This window comes from Neobacillus drentensis (genome assembly GCF_021560175.1).
Taxonomy (GTDB): Bacteria; Bacillota; Bacilli; order Bacillales; family Cytobacillaceae; genus Neobacillus; species Neobacillus drentensis_A.
Genome location: NZ_CP091110.1, coordinates 2,553,197 through 2,567,750, shown reverse-complemented (window position 1 = coordinate 2,567,750; position 14,554 = coordinate 2,553,197). Strand labels below are relative to the sequence as shown.

The window sequence follows — 14,554 nt, the reverse complement described above, 5'->3', positions numbered from 1 at the left end:
CATGCTGGGTATCGTTTCGCTGAAGCTATTTGTATTGGTGATAGACTACCTCACCTTTTAAGACTACATTTCCCTGCTGATTCACCGCCTGAACGGTAAAACGCAGATTTTGATCCTGTTTTTCCTTCAATGTTGCTTTCAGGGTCACCACATCATTTAAAAATACCATCCCTTTAAAACGAATCGAGTAATCCTGGACAAACCCTTCCTCATAAGAAGCAGTAAACAGCTTTGCCAAATTGCCCATTGTCCACATCCCATGGGCAATAATTCCTGGCAGTCCTGCTTTTTTCGCTTCATCATCAATGGTATGAATAGGGTTAAAATCCCCAGAGGCACCTGAATATTTTATAAGATCCATCCGTGAGACCGGTTCAAGCTGCACTTCTGGAAGAGACTCACCCACTTGCAATTGGGTTAACGTACTCATTTAACCAACACCTTCCTCACTGCTTCCGAGATGACAATGGTAGAGGTAGAGCTGAAAATAATATTTCCGGCTTCATCTTCCCCGAAGCTTTCTACTACCAAGAATCCCATCTGACCAAAGTTCCCTTTTTTCTCGAAGTAATTTTTTACTTTGGAATAGCAGTAAACTTCTTCACCGACTACTAATGGCCGGTTGTAATAAAAGGTTTGTTCTCCATGGATTAAACCTTTGTTCGGAAGATTTAGCCCTGCTATCACACCATAATCAAAAATCCGTGGAAAGGTTGGCGGTGCAAGGTTGTTTTTGTATCTTGATAGTCTGCCTGTATCTTCATCAAAATAGATTGGATGAAGGTCGCCAATGGCTTCAGCAAATTTCTTGACGGCTCCTCTTTCTACCGTATTTTTCACCTTGTTTGATATTTTACCGATTTGTTCGTTAAACAATGATCTTCACCTCACCTTATTAGCATTTTGGTCCTCCGGCCACATAAATGACCTGGCCATTAACAAACGAGGATTTTTCATCCGCAAAGAAAGCAACGGCATTAGCAATATCGGCCGGTTTTCCGCTTCTACCCACCGGAATCTGAGCCACGCTTGCCTGGATTAACTGATCAAAGGTAATTCCTATTCGGGCCGCCGTTTCTTTGGTCATTTCTGTTTCAATAAAGCCTGGTGCCACAGAGTTAGCGGTGATGCCATATCTTCCTAATTCAATTGCCAGTGTTTTAGTAAAGCCCTGCAAGCCGGCTTTTGCCGCAGCATAATTGGCCTGGCCGCGGTTGCCCAGCGCTGAAGTAGACGAAATATTGATAATTCGTCCATATTTTTGCTCGACCATATATTTTTGAGCTGCTCTTGCGGCATTAAATGATCCTTTTAAATGCACATCCATGACGGTTTGCCAATCGGAATCTGTCATTTTAAATAATAGATTGTCTCTGATTACTCCAGCATTATTGACTAATATATCAACTGAACCAAACGTTTCATAAACTTCTTTAAAAGCATCTTCTACTTGGTTAGCTTCCACCACATTTGCAACCTTTGAATAGACTTCATAGCCCTTTTCCTTTAATTCACTGGCAGTGGCATTTAATGCCTCTTCATTTAAATCAATTAACGCTACTTTTGCTCCCTCTTCGGCAAAAAGCTCCACTATCCCTTTACCAATCCCCCGGCTTCCACCTGTTACAAATGCTACTCTTCCTGTAAATCTTCCAGCCATTTCTCTTCCTCCTGATTAGGAAATATAGTAGATAACGCTTACATTTTTTCTATACGTATTGCCCCACCTTCACATGACCCTTTATTAAGTTGCGGGCGATTATCATGCGCTGGATCTCATCCGTTCCGTCGTATATTCTCCATAATCTTGCTTCACGGTACCAGCGTTCAATTGGCAATTCCTTTGTATATCCCATTCCGCCATGAATTTGCAGAACACGATCGACTACTCGATTGCCCATATTAGAGCCATAAAGTTTAGCCATCGAAGCAAGATGACGATTATCTTCACCTTGATCGAGCGTAAACGCCGCGTTTAATACAAGCCATCTGGCCGCTTCAATTTCAACCGCAGAATCGGCAATTTGCCATTGAATGGCTTGTCGTTCGGCAATTGGCTTTCCAAAGGTAATCCGTTCCCGCGAATAATCAATTGCCATTTGCAATAACCGTTCAGCCGATCCAACAGCTCTTGCCCCTACAATCCATCTGGCAAAACCAATCCATTCCAGTCCGAGGTTGTACCCCTTGTGTAATTCGCCAAGGATATTTTCCTCTGGAACACGAACATTATCAAATACTAAGCCGGCTGGACCCCATTCCCCCATCGTATGTATATACTCGGATTTCCAGCCCATCTCACGGTCGGCAATAAAGCACGTTACACCTTCACGGCCTTGTGTTTCTTGATGCCTTTGTTTATCGGTAATCGCAATAACCATGACAAAATCAGCTTCATTCCCGCCGGTAATAAACGTTTTTTCACCATTTAAAACCCAGTCATTTCCGTCTTTCACAGCTGTCATTTTTATATTCCTTGTATCAGAGCCTGCACCTGGCTCAGTCATGGCAAAGCAGGATTTTTTCTCGCCATTAATGGTTGGAAGTAAATACTTTTGTTTTTGTTCTTCATTTCCATAATAAAGAATATTATCTGCAGAGCCCCCAAATGAAAATGGGACAAAGGTTTTTGATACTTCCATTAAAACGATGGCCATCATCATTTGTCCTAGATCAGCACCGCCATATTCCTCTGGCGTATTGATTCCCCAAAAACCAGCTTCCTTAGCCTTTAACTGCAGCTCTTTTAATTTGCCGGGAGATAGACTTGGCCTGCCTTCTCGTTCATTTCTCAATACATCGTTTTCAAGTGGAATGAGTTCTTTTTCTACAAATCTTCTAATTGTCTTTTGCACCATTTTTTGTTCGTCCGTTAGGCGTAAATGCATTTTTTTCACTCCATTCTTATTCTTGAAATCTAGTTTTTTCTTCTATAAAAGAGTATGCAGGCACAAGTAGATACATACCTACCGGTTAGTATGTCATCCTTAATTTTATTCGGAACTTTCAGATAATACAAGTGTTAATTGTCTTTTTAGAAAAAAATCCTCCGCAAACGAACGAACGACAGAGGATTTATACTTGTTTGTCCTTAATGGGATCGCTTTTCTTTTCGGACCAGTCCTTCAGCTGCGAAAGCCAGGGTTATTTTTTAAAAAGTTCTGCCATGCTCCTTTAATTCCTTGCATAATTTCTTCTCTTGTCGCATGAAGTCTCTCTTTTGTGCCGCCATAACCAATTTCAATTTCACCTTTTTCAAGTTCGGCAAAAATCGTGTCGGCAAAATCGGTTAACGGAGCACCAAATGTATGTAAACCAGCTCCTCCTAAATCGGTGTTGACTGCAGGAGGCAGGATTTCAATGACCTCTATGTTTGTTTCGGCGAGTTGATGGCGCAGTGATGTGGTAAAAGAATGAAGTGCTGCTTTGGTTGCACTATACACGGGCACCCATACACCAGTCATAACCGCTAATCCAGAGGTTACATTTAAGATGGCTGCCTGCGCTTGTTTTTGAAGGTGCGGTGTAAACAGCATCGTTAAATGAATCGGACCGTCGACATTTATAGAAATTTCATTGCGGTAATAGTCCCAATTCTCTTGTGGATTCAAAAGGTTGACTCTTTGCTGGATACCGGCATTATTAACCAGTACATTTATTTGAGGAAATTCTTTCGTTGCCCATTCAAACAAACTTATTCTTTCGTCCTGCTTTGAGACATCGCATACCTTGGTATGTATATTTGGAAATCTGTCCTTAACTTCACGTAATTTTTCTTCGCGGCGGCCGACAATAATGACTTGATTGCCTCTTTCCAAAAAGCGCTCGGCAAATGCTAATCCAATACCTGATGCCCCGCCGGTAATTAAAATCGTATTTCCAGACATTTTCATTTAAACATCATCCTTTTTCATTGTTTTTGACTGTCTTTTTATTTTAACGTTTAGTTATTTTTTGATTCATTTAAGATTATTGACTATTTTCCTTCCTTTTTACAAATAATAAGGATGATATTCTTTGGAATATCCGTTTCAAATCCTATGATGAGGTGATAGTTGATGAGCTACAGAGATCAATTAGATTCCCAATCGGAGCTTTTTCACTACACTTTTACGAGACCTAAACACACCAAAGCACAGGTGAATGGTCAAACAAGAGTGTCGCAAAATCAGATCATCTTAAGGAGCAATGCTAAGGCCCATCGCTGGTAAGTGAGAGCCTCAGTATCGAAACGACAAATGGCAGCCAATATGGTGCCATTAAAAGAAAGGACCCTTTTCATTTTTGGAAAGGGTCTTTCTTTGAAGATTAAAATATAAATATTGACTTTGAAAATTATCCAGCTTCAGCGCCCTAGCGGCTAGTGTCCTTCGCGCTCCGCCCTACGATAAGTCAACATCGAATCGCTGCCGCTCTTCGTGTTGTCTAGCTCCGGCGCCTAGGGGCTCGGGGTCATAAGCCAATCCTTCAAGAAGGCTAAAGGGCAGCCTTCTCGCAGGCTCGTCTTATGCCTGTCGCCCCTGATCAAGGCGCCTCAGCTTTTCGACTTTCCTTTATCTCGGTTGGAGCACTCCAGGCCATACGCCGCTGACCAGGGCGCTTGCGCTTTTCTTGTGAATTCTTCTTGTAATAAAAGGTATACCGAGATATCATAAAATCTATCTTAATTAAAACGGAGTGGACCTTTCCTATGTATGAAGCTATTTCAATTAGAGATGCAGAAAAAAATGACATGTCGGCCATTATTGACATCTATAACACCACCATCTCAGGACGGATGGTTACGGCCGATTTAGAACCGGTATCGGTTGAAAGCAGGATGCCGTGGTTTAACGAGCACTCAGCCTCGTTTCGTCCCTTATGGGTGGTCGAAATGAACGAAGAAATTTGTGCCTGGGTCAGCTTTCAATCATTTTATGGCAGACCTGCCTATAACGCCACCGCCGAGGTAAGTATTTATATTCATCCCGATTATCGCGGGAAAAAGCTCGGCAAGTACTTGATCCAAAAAGCAATAGATGCTTGTCCAAAGCTTGGGATTAAGACCTTACTTGGGTTCATTTTCGGACATAATCAACCAAGCATCAAGCTGTTTACAAGCTTTGGATTTGAAAAATGGGCTCACCTTCCAAATGTGGCCGAATTAGATGGAGTCGAAAGAGATTTACTGATTCTCGGAAAAAGGGTCTTCTAAAATTACACATTGAATACGGTGTAACTTCCATAAAATAACAGATTGCTTTTTATTATTCCAAAAATCAACATTTTCTAGTACTATATAGTAGAAATGTTTTCTATTATTCTGGGAAACTAGTTCCTAGAAAGAACTGGAGAAGGACATGGATAAAAAAAAGCTGGTTTTCCTTTATATAATAAGCAGTGTGATTTGGATTTATGGATCAAACTATCTAATTGAAGAATTTGTCCCATCACCACATATTTGGATTGTTGAGAGGTCAAAAGAAATCCTATATATCGTTGTGACAGGGGCATTTATTTATTTCTCGTACAGTAAACAACAGGAACTAACTGATTCCAAAGAAGATCAAAAAAAGCTTTCCACCCTTATCAATTCAATGGTTGACTTTGTTAACTTTAAGGATGGTGAAGGCAGATGGATTGAATCAAATGAATTTGGTCTGCAATTATTCGGTCTAGAAAATGTAGACTATCGTGGCAAAAAGGACTCCGAGCTTGCTGATTATTCCAACTATCATGGCGATGCGCTCCGATACTGTGAAGAATCTGATGAGCAGGCATGGATGAATGGAGATATAACCCGAATCGAAGAGGTTCTTCAAATGCCTGACGGGACATCTAGAACGTTTGATACCATCAAGGTCCCGCTATTCAATCCTGATAGCAGCAGACAAGGGTTAGTAGTTATTGGACGAGATATTACTGAAAAAAAGGAAATGGCCAAACGATTAGCAGAAAGCCAACAGAAATATAAATCATTGTTCGAATATAGCCCGGATATTGTCTATATGCTTGATTTAGCAGGAACCATTACCAATTTAAACCCTTATTTTGACTTGATTACAGGATATAAACGAGAAGAATGGATTGGTCAATCTGTAACAACCTTTTTACCTAAAAAATATAAAAAATTCCTGCCAACTTTTATTCAATCTGTTGTTGGAGAAGTTAAACCGATTATGTATGAAATTAAAATTCCCCATCGGAATGAGGATCCTATTACCTTGCAATGTACTTCAGTCCCGATTATTGTAAATGGGAAAATATCCGGAATAATTGGCTACGGCCGCGATGTCACTACTCTTAGAAAAACGGAGGAACGGCTTAGGAGAACAGAAAAGCTTACCGTCGTAGGGGAGCTATCTGCTAGTGTGGCACATGAGATTCGTAATCCACTTACCTCTTTAAAGGGATTTGTGCAGCTTTTACAAATGGAAAACGAAAAACACCAGTTCTATTATCGAATCATGCTTGATGAATTAGATCGTATTAATCATATTGTCGGCGAACTATTGCTTTTAGCCAAGCCGCAGCATCTTAAATTTTCTACAGCCGACATCCAAAAGCTTTTAAGTGATGTCATCTCGCTATTAAATACGGAAGCCATTTACTATAATGTGCAAATCGTTTCTTCTTTTCCGGAAGAGGAAATCTTTATTGAATGTGAACCTAATCAGCTTAAACAATTGTTTATTAATCTTATTAAAAATGCAATCGAGGCTTCTAGTAAAGAGGGATCGGTTGAAATTGCCATTCATCCTGCACAAGGTGAACAAGTGATGATTACGGTAAAGGATAATGGCTCAGGTATTTCTAAGGAACGGTTAGCAAAGCTCGGTGAGCCGTTCTATTCTTCGAAGGAAAAAGGAACCGGTCTTGGATTAACCGTCAGCTTTAAAATTGTACAAACTCACAATGGAACCATTCGTTTTAATAGTCAAAAGAATCAAGGAACATCCGTTGATATCTCCCTGCCGATTAAGCAGAGATTGGCAACAGCAGTCAGTAGGACTAGATAAAAATCAAAAAAACTGCCATCTGGTCTCATTATTCCATGGGCAGTTTTTTTGATTTCTCCGCCTTTTGTTTCCTGTTTCGAAAAAAGGCAATCATTAACAAAAATGAAGGAATCAAGATTTGAAATGGCCAATGCAAATAGACAGGGACCACTTCAAGCCCCTCTTTGATATGTTCAGCATAATTGGATGCAATCGTAATAGATGCAAATAAAACAAGTGCCCCCATTGGAAAGCTTAGCTTTGTATAATTTTTAAATCCAAAGATATCAGCGGCTCCTGCAACAGCCGCATAGAAAAAGATGGATATTTTAAAAAAACCGCCAATGACCAGATATAGCATAAAAAGGACGTCGAGCCGTTCAATAAAGTTGGCTAATTGGATCCTGCTGATCGTGGATAATAGCGGAAAATTAGCTCGTGTAAATAAAGCTGAACCTAATGCAGCCACATTAATGACCGCAGTGATCGTAATATTTATGCCAGCGAGAATCATGCCGCCTAGACATACCCATTTTGCTTTTTTTGAATCATTTAAATAAGGCAGTAACATGGTGAAGACCACCATCTCTCCAAACGGAAAGTTAATGGTTTCCGTTAGAAAAGTACTCAGAACGGGTTTCCAGCCATTTTCTAAGACAGGCCGAAGATTTTCCAAATGAATTAATCCTGAAAACATGATTAATCCGAACCCTACAAACGCCATCATATAGATCACAATAAAAAACAGCTCGCCCACCCTTGTAATTACTTCAAACCCTTTATGGATCCCATAAATGATCGTAAAAATCATTAAACAATTAATGACAATTAGAGGGGTCGCGGTGTATATGGTAGAGGTTAGCAATTCCCCAAAGTCTCGAAGGACCCTGGCAGCACAATAGAGGAAATAAATGATATACGAAACCCCGATCATTCGGCCAATCCATTTACCTGCAATTTTTTGCACATAACTAGTAAGGGGGATGTCTTGATAATATTTATACAATTGATAATAAATAAGAAAGACTGCTAACCCCCCTACTAGACCTAATAAAATCGCGATCCAGGCATCCTGCTTGGCCTCGGCCCCAAGGCCTACGAGGATTGCACTCCCCATCTCAAAAAGAACGATTACGACAAATAGTTGATAGGCATTAATTTTCGCGTTTTCCATACACACCCCCCCATGCCATAGTTTATTCGTTCATTGAAGACCAAAACGACTTCGTTCGAATTCCTTCGCGGCGAATATAAAAGTCTGCTTTCACATTGACCTTTAATGTGGCAAATTCTTCATCCCAATTCTTTTCGAGCTTCTTCCATAGAGTAGGATTTGCAATATGCACTTTATCTCCGAATCCAAAAATATCACATTTTAATTTTTGTGCGGCTTTAACCGAATCCAGAATTTGACTGCTTATTTCCTTTTCAACTAGTGTATCTATTTGACCTATAATTTCGGGATTCGTTAAATCGATGTCTGTGTTGGCTTCACTAATCCAGCCCTCACTATCTACTTTAATATTTATATGCGGCTTTTGATGAATAAACTGAACCGACACCTTTGTTTTTGAGCGGATCGGTGCCACAACAATTGCCTTTTTCTTCTTTTTCCATGCGATACTAATATCCGTACTTTTCAGCTTATCCAGAATCCAGATAAATCCTCGAGCTTTGTCATTATTGACCCAGCCCCGTAATTTCCCATCATGAAAAATCGCTAACCCATTTGAAGACAGAAACGCATCGGTTGTCGTTTTTTCCAGGTTCTCTTTTGTTCTAGCTTTTGATTTTATGCCGACAAGGCTGTATCCATTTAAAAAAGGCTGTTTTCCCTTACTTACTAAACCGGTAAGAAATTCATCAATATTTACCGATGCATTTTCACCGAGCATCGCTTCTGATGCTTTAATCTGTTTAGTAATCTTGTTAACTGGCAGCCTGTCGAGAATGGTAAGGGTTGTGACTATTTCTTCTGCTGTACAGCCTTTTGCGACAACCATCTCAGTCGTGGTTCGAAATTCGGGATCACGGTCTAGTGCATCAATAATATAAAGCAATTCTTTTTTGGCAATCTCTTCACTGACGACAACAATATTGGTGTGTGCATAATAAAGGCGCCGGGAAACCTTTTTAGTAGCGTTTCTAGCCGCCTCTGTGATCGTGTCCCCGGTACTTCGATAAACAGCAATTGGGAGCCCTTGACCCCCCCCGCCTCCATTTTGTCCGGTTGTTACGTTACCAGGATTGACAAGTTGAAAAGAGATTTTAAATTTCTTATCCTTTCCCTTGTCAATTCCCATTGCCATGACAAACGCCAAATCAGTTAGTTCCTTCTGATTCCAGCATGCACTAAGCAGAGGCAAAAGCATTAGCATAATCGTTACGATGATTAGACTTTTTTTCATGACTTTTCACCTTGATTACTATTTCCATCATCAGGACTAGGAGGACCTGGCTTTTGATCCTTTCCCGTCCTAATGATATTTCCTTTCGCAATAAATGGGGGTCTATTTTTCATTGCCCATAGTGGAAAGCGTACAAAGGCATCTTGTTGATTCTTTAAGTTAAAAGGTGCTAGCGGCATCATGTAAGGGATCCCAAACGAGCGTAGCGAGCATAAATGAATCGCCATAAACATGAGACCGAGCATCATCCCATAAAAACCTAACATCGTCGCAAGTCCCATCAAGACAAAGCGAAGTAATCTCGCAGCAATGGCCATGGCAAATATAGGGGTGGAGAAGTTGGCGATGGCTGTGACCGACACGACGATAACCATAACAGGTGAAACAAATCCTGCCTGTACTGCAGCCTGTCCGATAACTAACGCACCCACAATCGAAACAGCTTGGCCAACGGCACGTGGAAGTCTTAAACCAGCCTCCCGTAAGATTTCAAAGGTAATTTCCATAATAAGAGCTTCAACAAAGGCTGGAAAGGGAACATTTTCACGTTGAGCTGCGATCGCAATGGCCATTGTGGTTGGAATCATTTCTTGGTGAAACGTGGTAGCAGCAATATAGGTGGCTGGTCCTACCAGGGCAATTAAGAAAGCAATAATCCTAAGGAGTCTAATTCCTGTTGAGATATCGAACCGGGAATAATAATCATCTGGCGCCTGAAAAAATTGCACAAATAAGGCTGGTGCTGTCAGCACAAATGGTGTTCCATCTACCACAATAGCAATTCTTCCTTCAAGCAGCTGTGATGCGACGACATCTGGACGTTCCGTATGAAATGTTGTTGGGAATGTGGTCCACGATTGATCTTCAATTAATTGCTCAATATATCCTGACGCAAGAATAGAGTCCATATCGATTCGTTGTAATCTTTCTTTAACTTCCTTCACAATTTTATCGTTACTAATTCCCTTTATATACATAATCGCAATATCCGTTTGGGTAACAGTCCCTAACTTCATCGCTTCTAGCCATAAATTAGGGCTTTTAATCCGCCTTCTGATTAACGCTGTATTGGTTCTAAGGGTTTCTGTAAATGAATCCTTTGGGCCACGGATCGATAGCTGTGTAGTAGGTTCCGTGATTGAACGCTTTTCCCAACCCTTTGTTTCCGCACTAATCGCTTTCGTACAGCCATTTATAAAAATGACAGTATTTCCAGATAGCAAAGAATCATATACCTGATTCCAATTATCGATCGATTGTACACTTCCCATAGCAACAGCTTTATCGACGAGATATTGAAATATATCCTGATTTTCTGGAATGACCGTTTTCTCCATAAAAGGCTCCAGTAGAAAATCACTAATGCTTACGGTATCGACTAGTCCATCAATATAAACCAATGCAGTCTTATGACTGCTGACTGTAACCGTGCGAATCGAAACGTCAGAACTATTTCCTAATTCCCCTTTTATTCTTTCTAGATTTTCTTTAATATCGCGCAGGATGGGCAATTCCTCTGGCTTAAGTGGATCTTGTTTTTGCCGATAATTATCATTCTGTCGATTTTGTTGTTTCTTTTTCAATATTTGTGACAGGATTGACACAAGCCTCCACCCCATTTCCAAGAGATTGATAATGGCTATTTTCCCCAAAAACCACACCAATATCCATTCAAGCAAAATTACTTTGGGAACACAGTATAAGGAGTTTTATAAATCTGAATACTATCGGTAACATGAATGAGGGTGAACAAAATGAAAGCCATAATGGTTGTTTTTGTCTTAGCCGGCGGGATGCTCGGCTTAATTATTCTCCTGGATTTCATCATGGGTACCGAACCTAAATTGCTTATTTGGAAGGCCTTAAACCCTTTCCGAGTAATGGAACCAGCGGAATACGTAATTGTGTTTTTATTTGCCTTGTTCTTTAGCATTCGATTGTTCCAATCTTTTCTTAAAAAGATGAGAAAACAGCGTGAGTCAAAAACCAACTGACAAGTTTTAACAAAAATAAAAAGAAAAGAACTCCATTATAAGCTGGAGCTCTTTTCCTGATTTTTTGTTTCGACCACAATTCGTTTGTTTCGTTTAAATAGCCGTAAAACAACCAGCCATCGGTGTTTCCATTTCCCTCTCCTCTCAACGTTTTTTCCATACACATACCGATTCCAACTATAATAAATCGATTCCTCCAAAACGACAAACAGGAAGAATGCCGCTGTAATGATGTACCAGACTGACATATCCAGGCCCCTTTTCTATCGGTTCATAATTTTTTAATTTGCCATTCATTCAAAGGTGCATGATCTTTTTTGTTAATTTTTTCCTATATAGTTTATCTTATCAAAGTTTTTCCAATTTGTAGACAATTTGGGCATTTATATAGTATTTTTATTTTGTGCTTCGAAATTTTTGGGAGGAGTGGATGTTATGGAATACCGTCGTTTGGGGAACACAGGCTTGAAGGTTAGTGAAATTAGTTTGGGAAGCTGGCTTACATATGGAGGATATGTTGAGGAGCAAAATGCTGCTGCCTCAATTGACAAGGCATACGACTTGGGAATTAACTTTTTTGATACGGCCAATGTTTATATGCGCGGGGAAGCGGAGATTGTTGTTGGTAAAGCGCTAAAAAAATATGTTCGTGATTCCTATGTACTGGCAACCAAGGTTTTCTGGCCAATGGGTGATGGACCAAATGACCGTGGTCTTTCACGAAAGCATGTCATTGAACAATGTCACGCCAGCTTGAAACGCCTAAATACTGACTATGTGGATATTTATTATTGCCACCGTTATGATCCAGAAACTCCGCTCGAGGAGACCCTGCGGGCATTAGATGACCTTGTCCGTCAGGGAAAGGTATTATATGTAGGTGTTAGTGAGTGGACAGCCGAGCAAATTACCGAAGCCGTTCATCTTGCAGATAAAAAATTACTCGACCGGATTGTCGTCAATCAACCACAATACAGCATGCTGCAGCGGTATATTGAAAAAGAGGTCATCCCTGTCTCCGAAAAACATGGAATTGGCCAAGTAGTATGGTCTCCGCTTGCTCAAGGAGTATTGACTGGCAAATATAAAAAAGGGGAAAAAGCCCCTGCAGGCAGCCGTGCAGCTCAAGAAAATTATAAGGGTCTGTTTGGATTGTTAACGGACGAGAATCTTGATCGAGTCGAACTTTTAAAAGAGGTAGCCGCTGACAATGAGCTTTCCTTAGCTAATCTAGCACTAGCCTGGATTTTACGACAAAGTAATGTCGCAAGTGCATTAGTGGGTGCAAGCCGTCCTGAACAAATGGAGGAAAACGTCAAAGCCTCTGGTGTTAAGCTAAGTTCAGAAACATTAGCAAGAATTGAAGATATCCTAAGATAATCGTAAGAAATGCCTCCAAGGTTTTATGGAGGCATTTTTTATAAGGCTTTACTATCGATAGATTTCATTTTTAGGAATGACCTGTTACCGCTAGAAAAGAAGACGATACTGAATAGGGAAATAATTGCGATGACTATAAACATGATTTGCCCCTGGAAATGACTAAGAAGAAAACCGCCAAAAATGGGTCCGAGAAAGTTCCCGATCTTTCGAAATTGCCCTGCTCCGAAGTAGGTTCCCCTTAAATGCTCAGGTGCCAGTTGATCAATCATTAAACTATTAGAGGGAAAAATTAAAATTTCACCCAATGTTACTAGAACCATAGCAAGGACTGCTGTGACCCAGCCATTCACAAAACTAAAACCGATTAACCCTGCTCCTATAAAAAACGATCCAACAAACATCACCTGCATTAATCTAAATTTTTCGGCTAGATGACTTATCGGCATTTGTAAGAAAACGACCATAATAGCATTAATCGATAATAGACTCGAAAAAATAACAACTCCATTTTCAAATTTCCCTTCTAACACTTGTGGCAAATTAGAATCAATTTGCGCGTAGCCCATATTAATAAGCGTAATTCCAATAATGAGATACCTTAAGGCTTTATCCGTTCGAATAATTCTAAAAGCATCGCCGAAGGGAACGTTCTTCTTAACGTGTTGACCTTGGTTTTGTATAACCAATTTATTTAAAAAGTACACCAAAACGATGGCATAAAGTAAATAAGTCGTTCCTGTTATCGCAAACGATAGCTTAGCAGAGGCAGTAGCTAAATATGCACCGATTAAAGGGCCAACTGAAGCACCGATATTCATGGCCGTATACCTTAAGGAATAAACCTTCATCCTCCGCTCCTTATCCGTTAAATCCGCCATCAATGCTTGAGAAGTCGGTTCGAAGAACGAGTTGCTCAGTCCATTTATGGCGTTTAGCAGAATAAACCAACCTTGTCCTGTCGCAATTGTAAATCCGTAATAAACAAACGCGACAGCAAATAGTGAGATCAGCATCACTGGTTTACGGCCAAACCGGTCCGACAAATGTCCGCCGATAAATCCTCCGACTGTCCCCATTAAAGGACTCATCCCCACCGTTAACCCAATGATAATCGGCGAAAGATCCATAGTTCTTGATAAATAGATGGAAAGAAACGGTAAGGTCATAAAGGCCGATCCCCTTGATAAGACCGTACCAATTAATAAAACCCATACAATGGGATGAAACTGACCAATATAGTTTTTTGCTTTAACCATTATGTAATCCTCACAATCTTAAAGATTCATTTTCTAGTAAACCAATTTATGGAATCGATGTAAAGATTATTTTTACATTTTTTACAACAACGAAGCCAGTACCATATAGATACTGACTGTCAGTCCAGATTATTTAGGTTCTTTGTATTGTAGCGCTTGGTCTGAGTCTCTAACCCCTTTAGTTGTAGGATCTTGGATAATACCCACCATAGACAACAACACAAACACTGCATTAACAATCGTTAAAATTGAGTTTTGTACTGCATCCGTTAATTGAAAATGAATGAGTCCCATTGAGTTCAAGCCGGCAATGACCATTTCTGCTATAATCATTATTTGAGAAATAAATGCAATGACCCAATTCCGGTTTTTAAACCGGACTTTCCAGTTAATCAATATTCCCACCCCTTCCATATCCTTTTTCTACTACTATATGCTGACGAAATGGAAAGGTTGTCCACGGTTATCACGTGTTTCGTGCCATATGTCTAAATATTGGTTTTTTTAGTTGAGAAATTCTATAATAAAGAAATTGA

At 40.2% G+C, this 14,554-nt stretch carries 16 protein-coding genes; 5 read left to right on the top strand and 11 right to left on the bottom strand.

Going from position 1 to position 14,554, the window contains the following annotated elements; genetic code table 11:
- Nucleotides 1–25 precede the first annotated feature (25 nt).
- The 5 genes from L1999_RS11790 to L1999_RS11770 form a co-directional block, all read right to left on the bottom strand.
- A complete protein-coding gene (locus L1999_RS11790) occupies nt 26–430 on the bottom strand; it encodes a MaoC/PaaZ C-terminal domain-containing protein (protein WP_235743711.1) in 405 nt (134 codons plus the stop codon).
- A complete protein-coding gene (locus L1999_RS11785; protein ID WP_235743710.1) occupies nt 427–876 on the bottom strand; it encodes a MaoC family dehydratase N-terminal domain-containing protein in 450 nt (149 codons plus the stop codon). Before L1999_RS11785 ends, L1999_RS11790 begins: the two co-directional genes overlap by 4 nt.
- Before the next feature lie 19 nt (nt 877–895).
- Nucleotides 896–1,660: a 3-oxoacyl-ACP reductase FabG gene (gene fabG / locus L1999_RS11780; protein ID WP_235743709.1), complete on the bottom strand. Its 765-nt coding sequence runs from the start codon at nt 1,658–1,660 to the stop codon at nt 896–898.
- A gap of 49 nt (nt 1,661–1,709) precedes the next feature.
- A complete protein-coding gene (locus L1999_RS11775) occupies nt 1,710–2,888 on the bottom strand; it encodes an acyl-CoA dehydrogenase family protein (RefSeq protein WP_235743708.1) in 1,179 nt (392 codons plus the stop codon).
- A 237-nt stretch (nt 2,889–3,125) separates the two neighbouring features.
- On the bottom strand, nt 3,126–3,893 hold the full coding sequence (locus L1999_RS11770; RefSeq protein ID WP_235743707.1) for an SDR family oxidoreductase: 768 nt from the start codon (nt 3,891–3,893) through the stop codon (nt 3,126–3,128).
- Between the two features lie 165 nt (nt 3,894–4,058).
- Here L1999_RS11770 and L1999_RS11765 point away from each other — a divergent pair, with 165 nt between their 5' ends.
- The 3 genes from L1999_RS11765 (at nt 4,059) to L1999_RS11755 (ending at nt 6,998) form a co-directional block, all read left to right on the top strand.
- The gene (locus tag L1999_RS11765) at nt 4,059–4,211 is read left to right on the top strand and encodes a YpzG family protein (protein ID WP_098531610.1); all 153 of its coding nucleotides are present in this window, start codon (nt 4,059–4,061) and stop codon (nt 4,209–4,211) included.
- Nucleotides 4,212–4,690: 479 nt separating this feature from the next.
- The gene (locus L1999_RS11760; protein WP_235743706.1) at nt 4,691–5,194 is read left to right on the top strand and encodes a GNAT family N-acetyltransferase; all 504 of its coding nucleotides are present in this window, start codon (nt 4,691–4,693) and stop codon (nt 5,192–5,194) included.
- Nucleotides 5,195–5,339: 145 nt separating this feature from the next.
- A complete protein-coding gene (locus tag L1999_RS11755) occupies nt 5,340–6,998 on the top strand; it encodes a PAS domain-containing sensor histidine kinase (RefSeq protein ID WP_235743705.1) in 1,659 nt (552 codons plus the stop codon).
- Between the two features lie 28 nt (nt 6,999–7,026).
- On the opposite strand, the gene L1999_RS11750 is transcribed toward L1999_RS11755, so the two are convergent.
- From L1999_RS11750 to L1999_RS11740, 3 genes are read right to left on the bottom strand one after another with little or no spacing between them, the layout of a single operon-like run.
- Nucleotides 7,027–8,151 carry a GerAB/ArcD/ProY family transporter gene (locus L1999_RS11750; protein ID WP_235743704.1) on the bottom strand — a complete coding sequence of 375 codons (1,125 nt, stop codon included), beginning with the start codon at nt 8,149–8,151 and terminating at the stop codon, nt 7,027–7,029.
- Nucleotides 8,152–8,173: 22 nt separating this feature from the next.
- A complete protein-coding gene (locus tag L1999_RS11745; protein ID WP_235743703.1) occupies nt 8,174–9,385 on the bottom strand; it encodes a Ger(x)C family spore germination protein in 1,212 nt (403 codons plus the stop codon).
- Nucleotides 9,382–10,983 carry a spore germination protein gene (locus L1999_RS11740; RefSeq protein WP_430540032.1) on the bottom strand — a complete coding sequence of 534 codons (1,602 nt, stop codon included), beginning with the start codon at nt 10,981–10,983 and terminating at the stop codon, nt 9,382–9,384. Before L1999_RS11740 ends, L1999_RS11745 begins: the two co-directional genes overlap by 4 nt.
- 156 nt (nt 10,984–11,139) lie before the next feature.
- Between L1999_RS11740 and L1999_RS11735 the strand changes: the two genes are divergently transcribed.
- Complete coding sequence (locus tag L1999_RS11735; RefSeq protein ID WP_235743701.1) at nt 11,140–11,379, top strand: YczF family membrane protein; 240 nt, start codon at nt 11,140–11,142, stop codon at nt 11,377–11,379.
- Between the two features lie 35 nt (nt 11,380–11,414).
- Here the strand turns inward: L1999_RS11735 and L1999_RS11730 are convergent, their stop codons facing one another.
- Complete coding sequence (locus tag L1999_RS11730; RefSeq protein ID WP_235743700.1) at nt 11,415–11,627, bottom strand: hypothetical protein; 213 nt, start codon at nt 11,625–11,627, stop codon at nt 11,415–11,417.
- A 187-nt stretch (nt 11,628–11,814) separates the two neighbouring features.
- Between L1999_RS11730 and L1999_RS11725 the strand changes: the two genes are divergently transcribed.
- A complete protein-coding gene (locus L1999_RS11725; protein WP_235743699.1) occupies nt 11,815–12,759 on the top strand; it encodes an aldo/keto reductase family protein in 945 nt (314 codons plus the stop codon).
- A gap of 38 nt (nt 12,760–12,797) precedes the next feature.
- On the opposite strand, the gene L1999_RS11720 is transcribed toward L1999_RS11725, so the two are convergent.
- The gene (locus L1999_RS11720) at nt 12,798–14,018 is read right to left on the bottom strand and encodes an MDR family MFS transporter (protein ID WP_235743698.1); all 1,221 of its coding nucleotides are present in this window, start codon (nt 14,016–14,018) and stop codon (nt 12,798–12,800) included.
- A 129-nt stretch (nt 14,019–14,147) separates the two neighbouring features.
- Complete coding sequence (locus L1999_RS11715; protein WP_235743697.1) at nt 14,148–14,423, bottom strand: phage holin; 276 nt, start codon at nt 14,421–14,423, stop codon at nt 14,148–14,150.
- Between the last annotated feature and the right edge of the window lie 131 nt (nt 14,424–14,554).

What these genes read in the sequence shown, in the direction of transcription:
- L1999_RS11790 (WP_235743711.1), bottom strand. Translation starts at nt 430, where the DNA reads ATGAGTACGTTAACCCAATTGCAAGTGGGTGAGTCTCTTCCAGAAGTG.
- fabG (WP_235743709.1), bottom strand. Translation starts at nt 1,660, where the DNA reads ATGGCTGGAAGATTTACAGGAAGAGTAGCATTTGTAACAGGTGGAAGC.
- L1999_RS11775 (WP_235743708.1), bottom strand. Translation starts at nt 2,888, where the DNA reads ATGCATTTACGCCTAACGGACGAACAAAAAATGGTGCAAAAGACAATT.
- L1999_RS11770 (WP_235743707.1), bottom strand. Translation starts at nt 3,893, where the DNA reads ATGAAAATGTCTGGAAATACGATTTTAATTACCGGCGGGGCATCAGGT.
- L1999_RS11765 (WP_098531610.1), top strand. Translation starts at nt 4,059, where the DNA reads ATGAGCTACAGAGATCAATTAGATTCCCAATCGGAGCTTTTTCACTAC.
- L1999_RS11760 (WP_235743706.1), top strand. Translation starts at nt 4,691, where the DNA reads ATGTATGAAGCTATTTCAATTAGAGATGCAGAAAAAAATGACATGTCG.
- L1999_RS11755 (WP_235743705.1), top strand. Translation starts at nt 5,340, where the DNA reads ATGGATAAAAAAAAGCTGGTTTTCCTTTATATAATAAGCAGTGTGATT.
- L1999_RS11750 (WP_235743704.1), bottom strand. Translation starts at nt 8,151, where the DNA reads ATGGAAAACGCGAAAATTAATGCCTATCAACTATTTGTCGTAATCGTT.
- L1999_RS11745 (WP_235743703.1), bottom strand. Translation starts at nt 9,385, where the DNA reads ATGAAAAAAAGTCTAATCATCGTAACGATTATGCTAATGCTTTTGCCT.
- L1999_RS11735 (WP_235743701.1), top strand. Translation starts at nt 11,140, where the DNA reads ATGAAAGCCATAATGGTTGTTTTTGTCTTAGCCGGCGGGATGCTCGGC.
- L1999_RS11730 (WP_235743700.1), bottom strand. Translation starts at nt 11,627, where the DNA reads ATGTCAGTCTGGTACATCATTACAGCGGCATTCTTCCTGTTTGTCGTT.
- L1999_RS11725 (WP_235743699.1), top strand. Translation starts at nt 11,815, where the DNA reads ATGGAATACCGTCGTTTGGGGAACACAGGCTTGAAGGTTAGTGAAATT.
- L1999_RS11720 (WP_235743698.1), bottom strand. Translation starts at nt 14,018, where the DNA reads ATGGTTAAAGCAAAAAACTATATTGGTCAGTTTCATCCCATTGTATGG.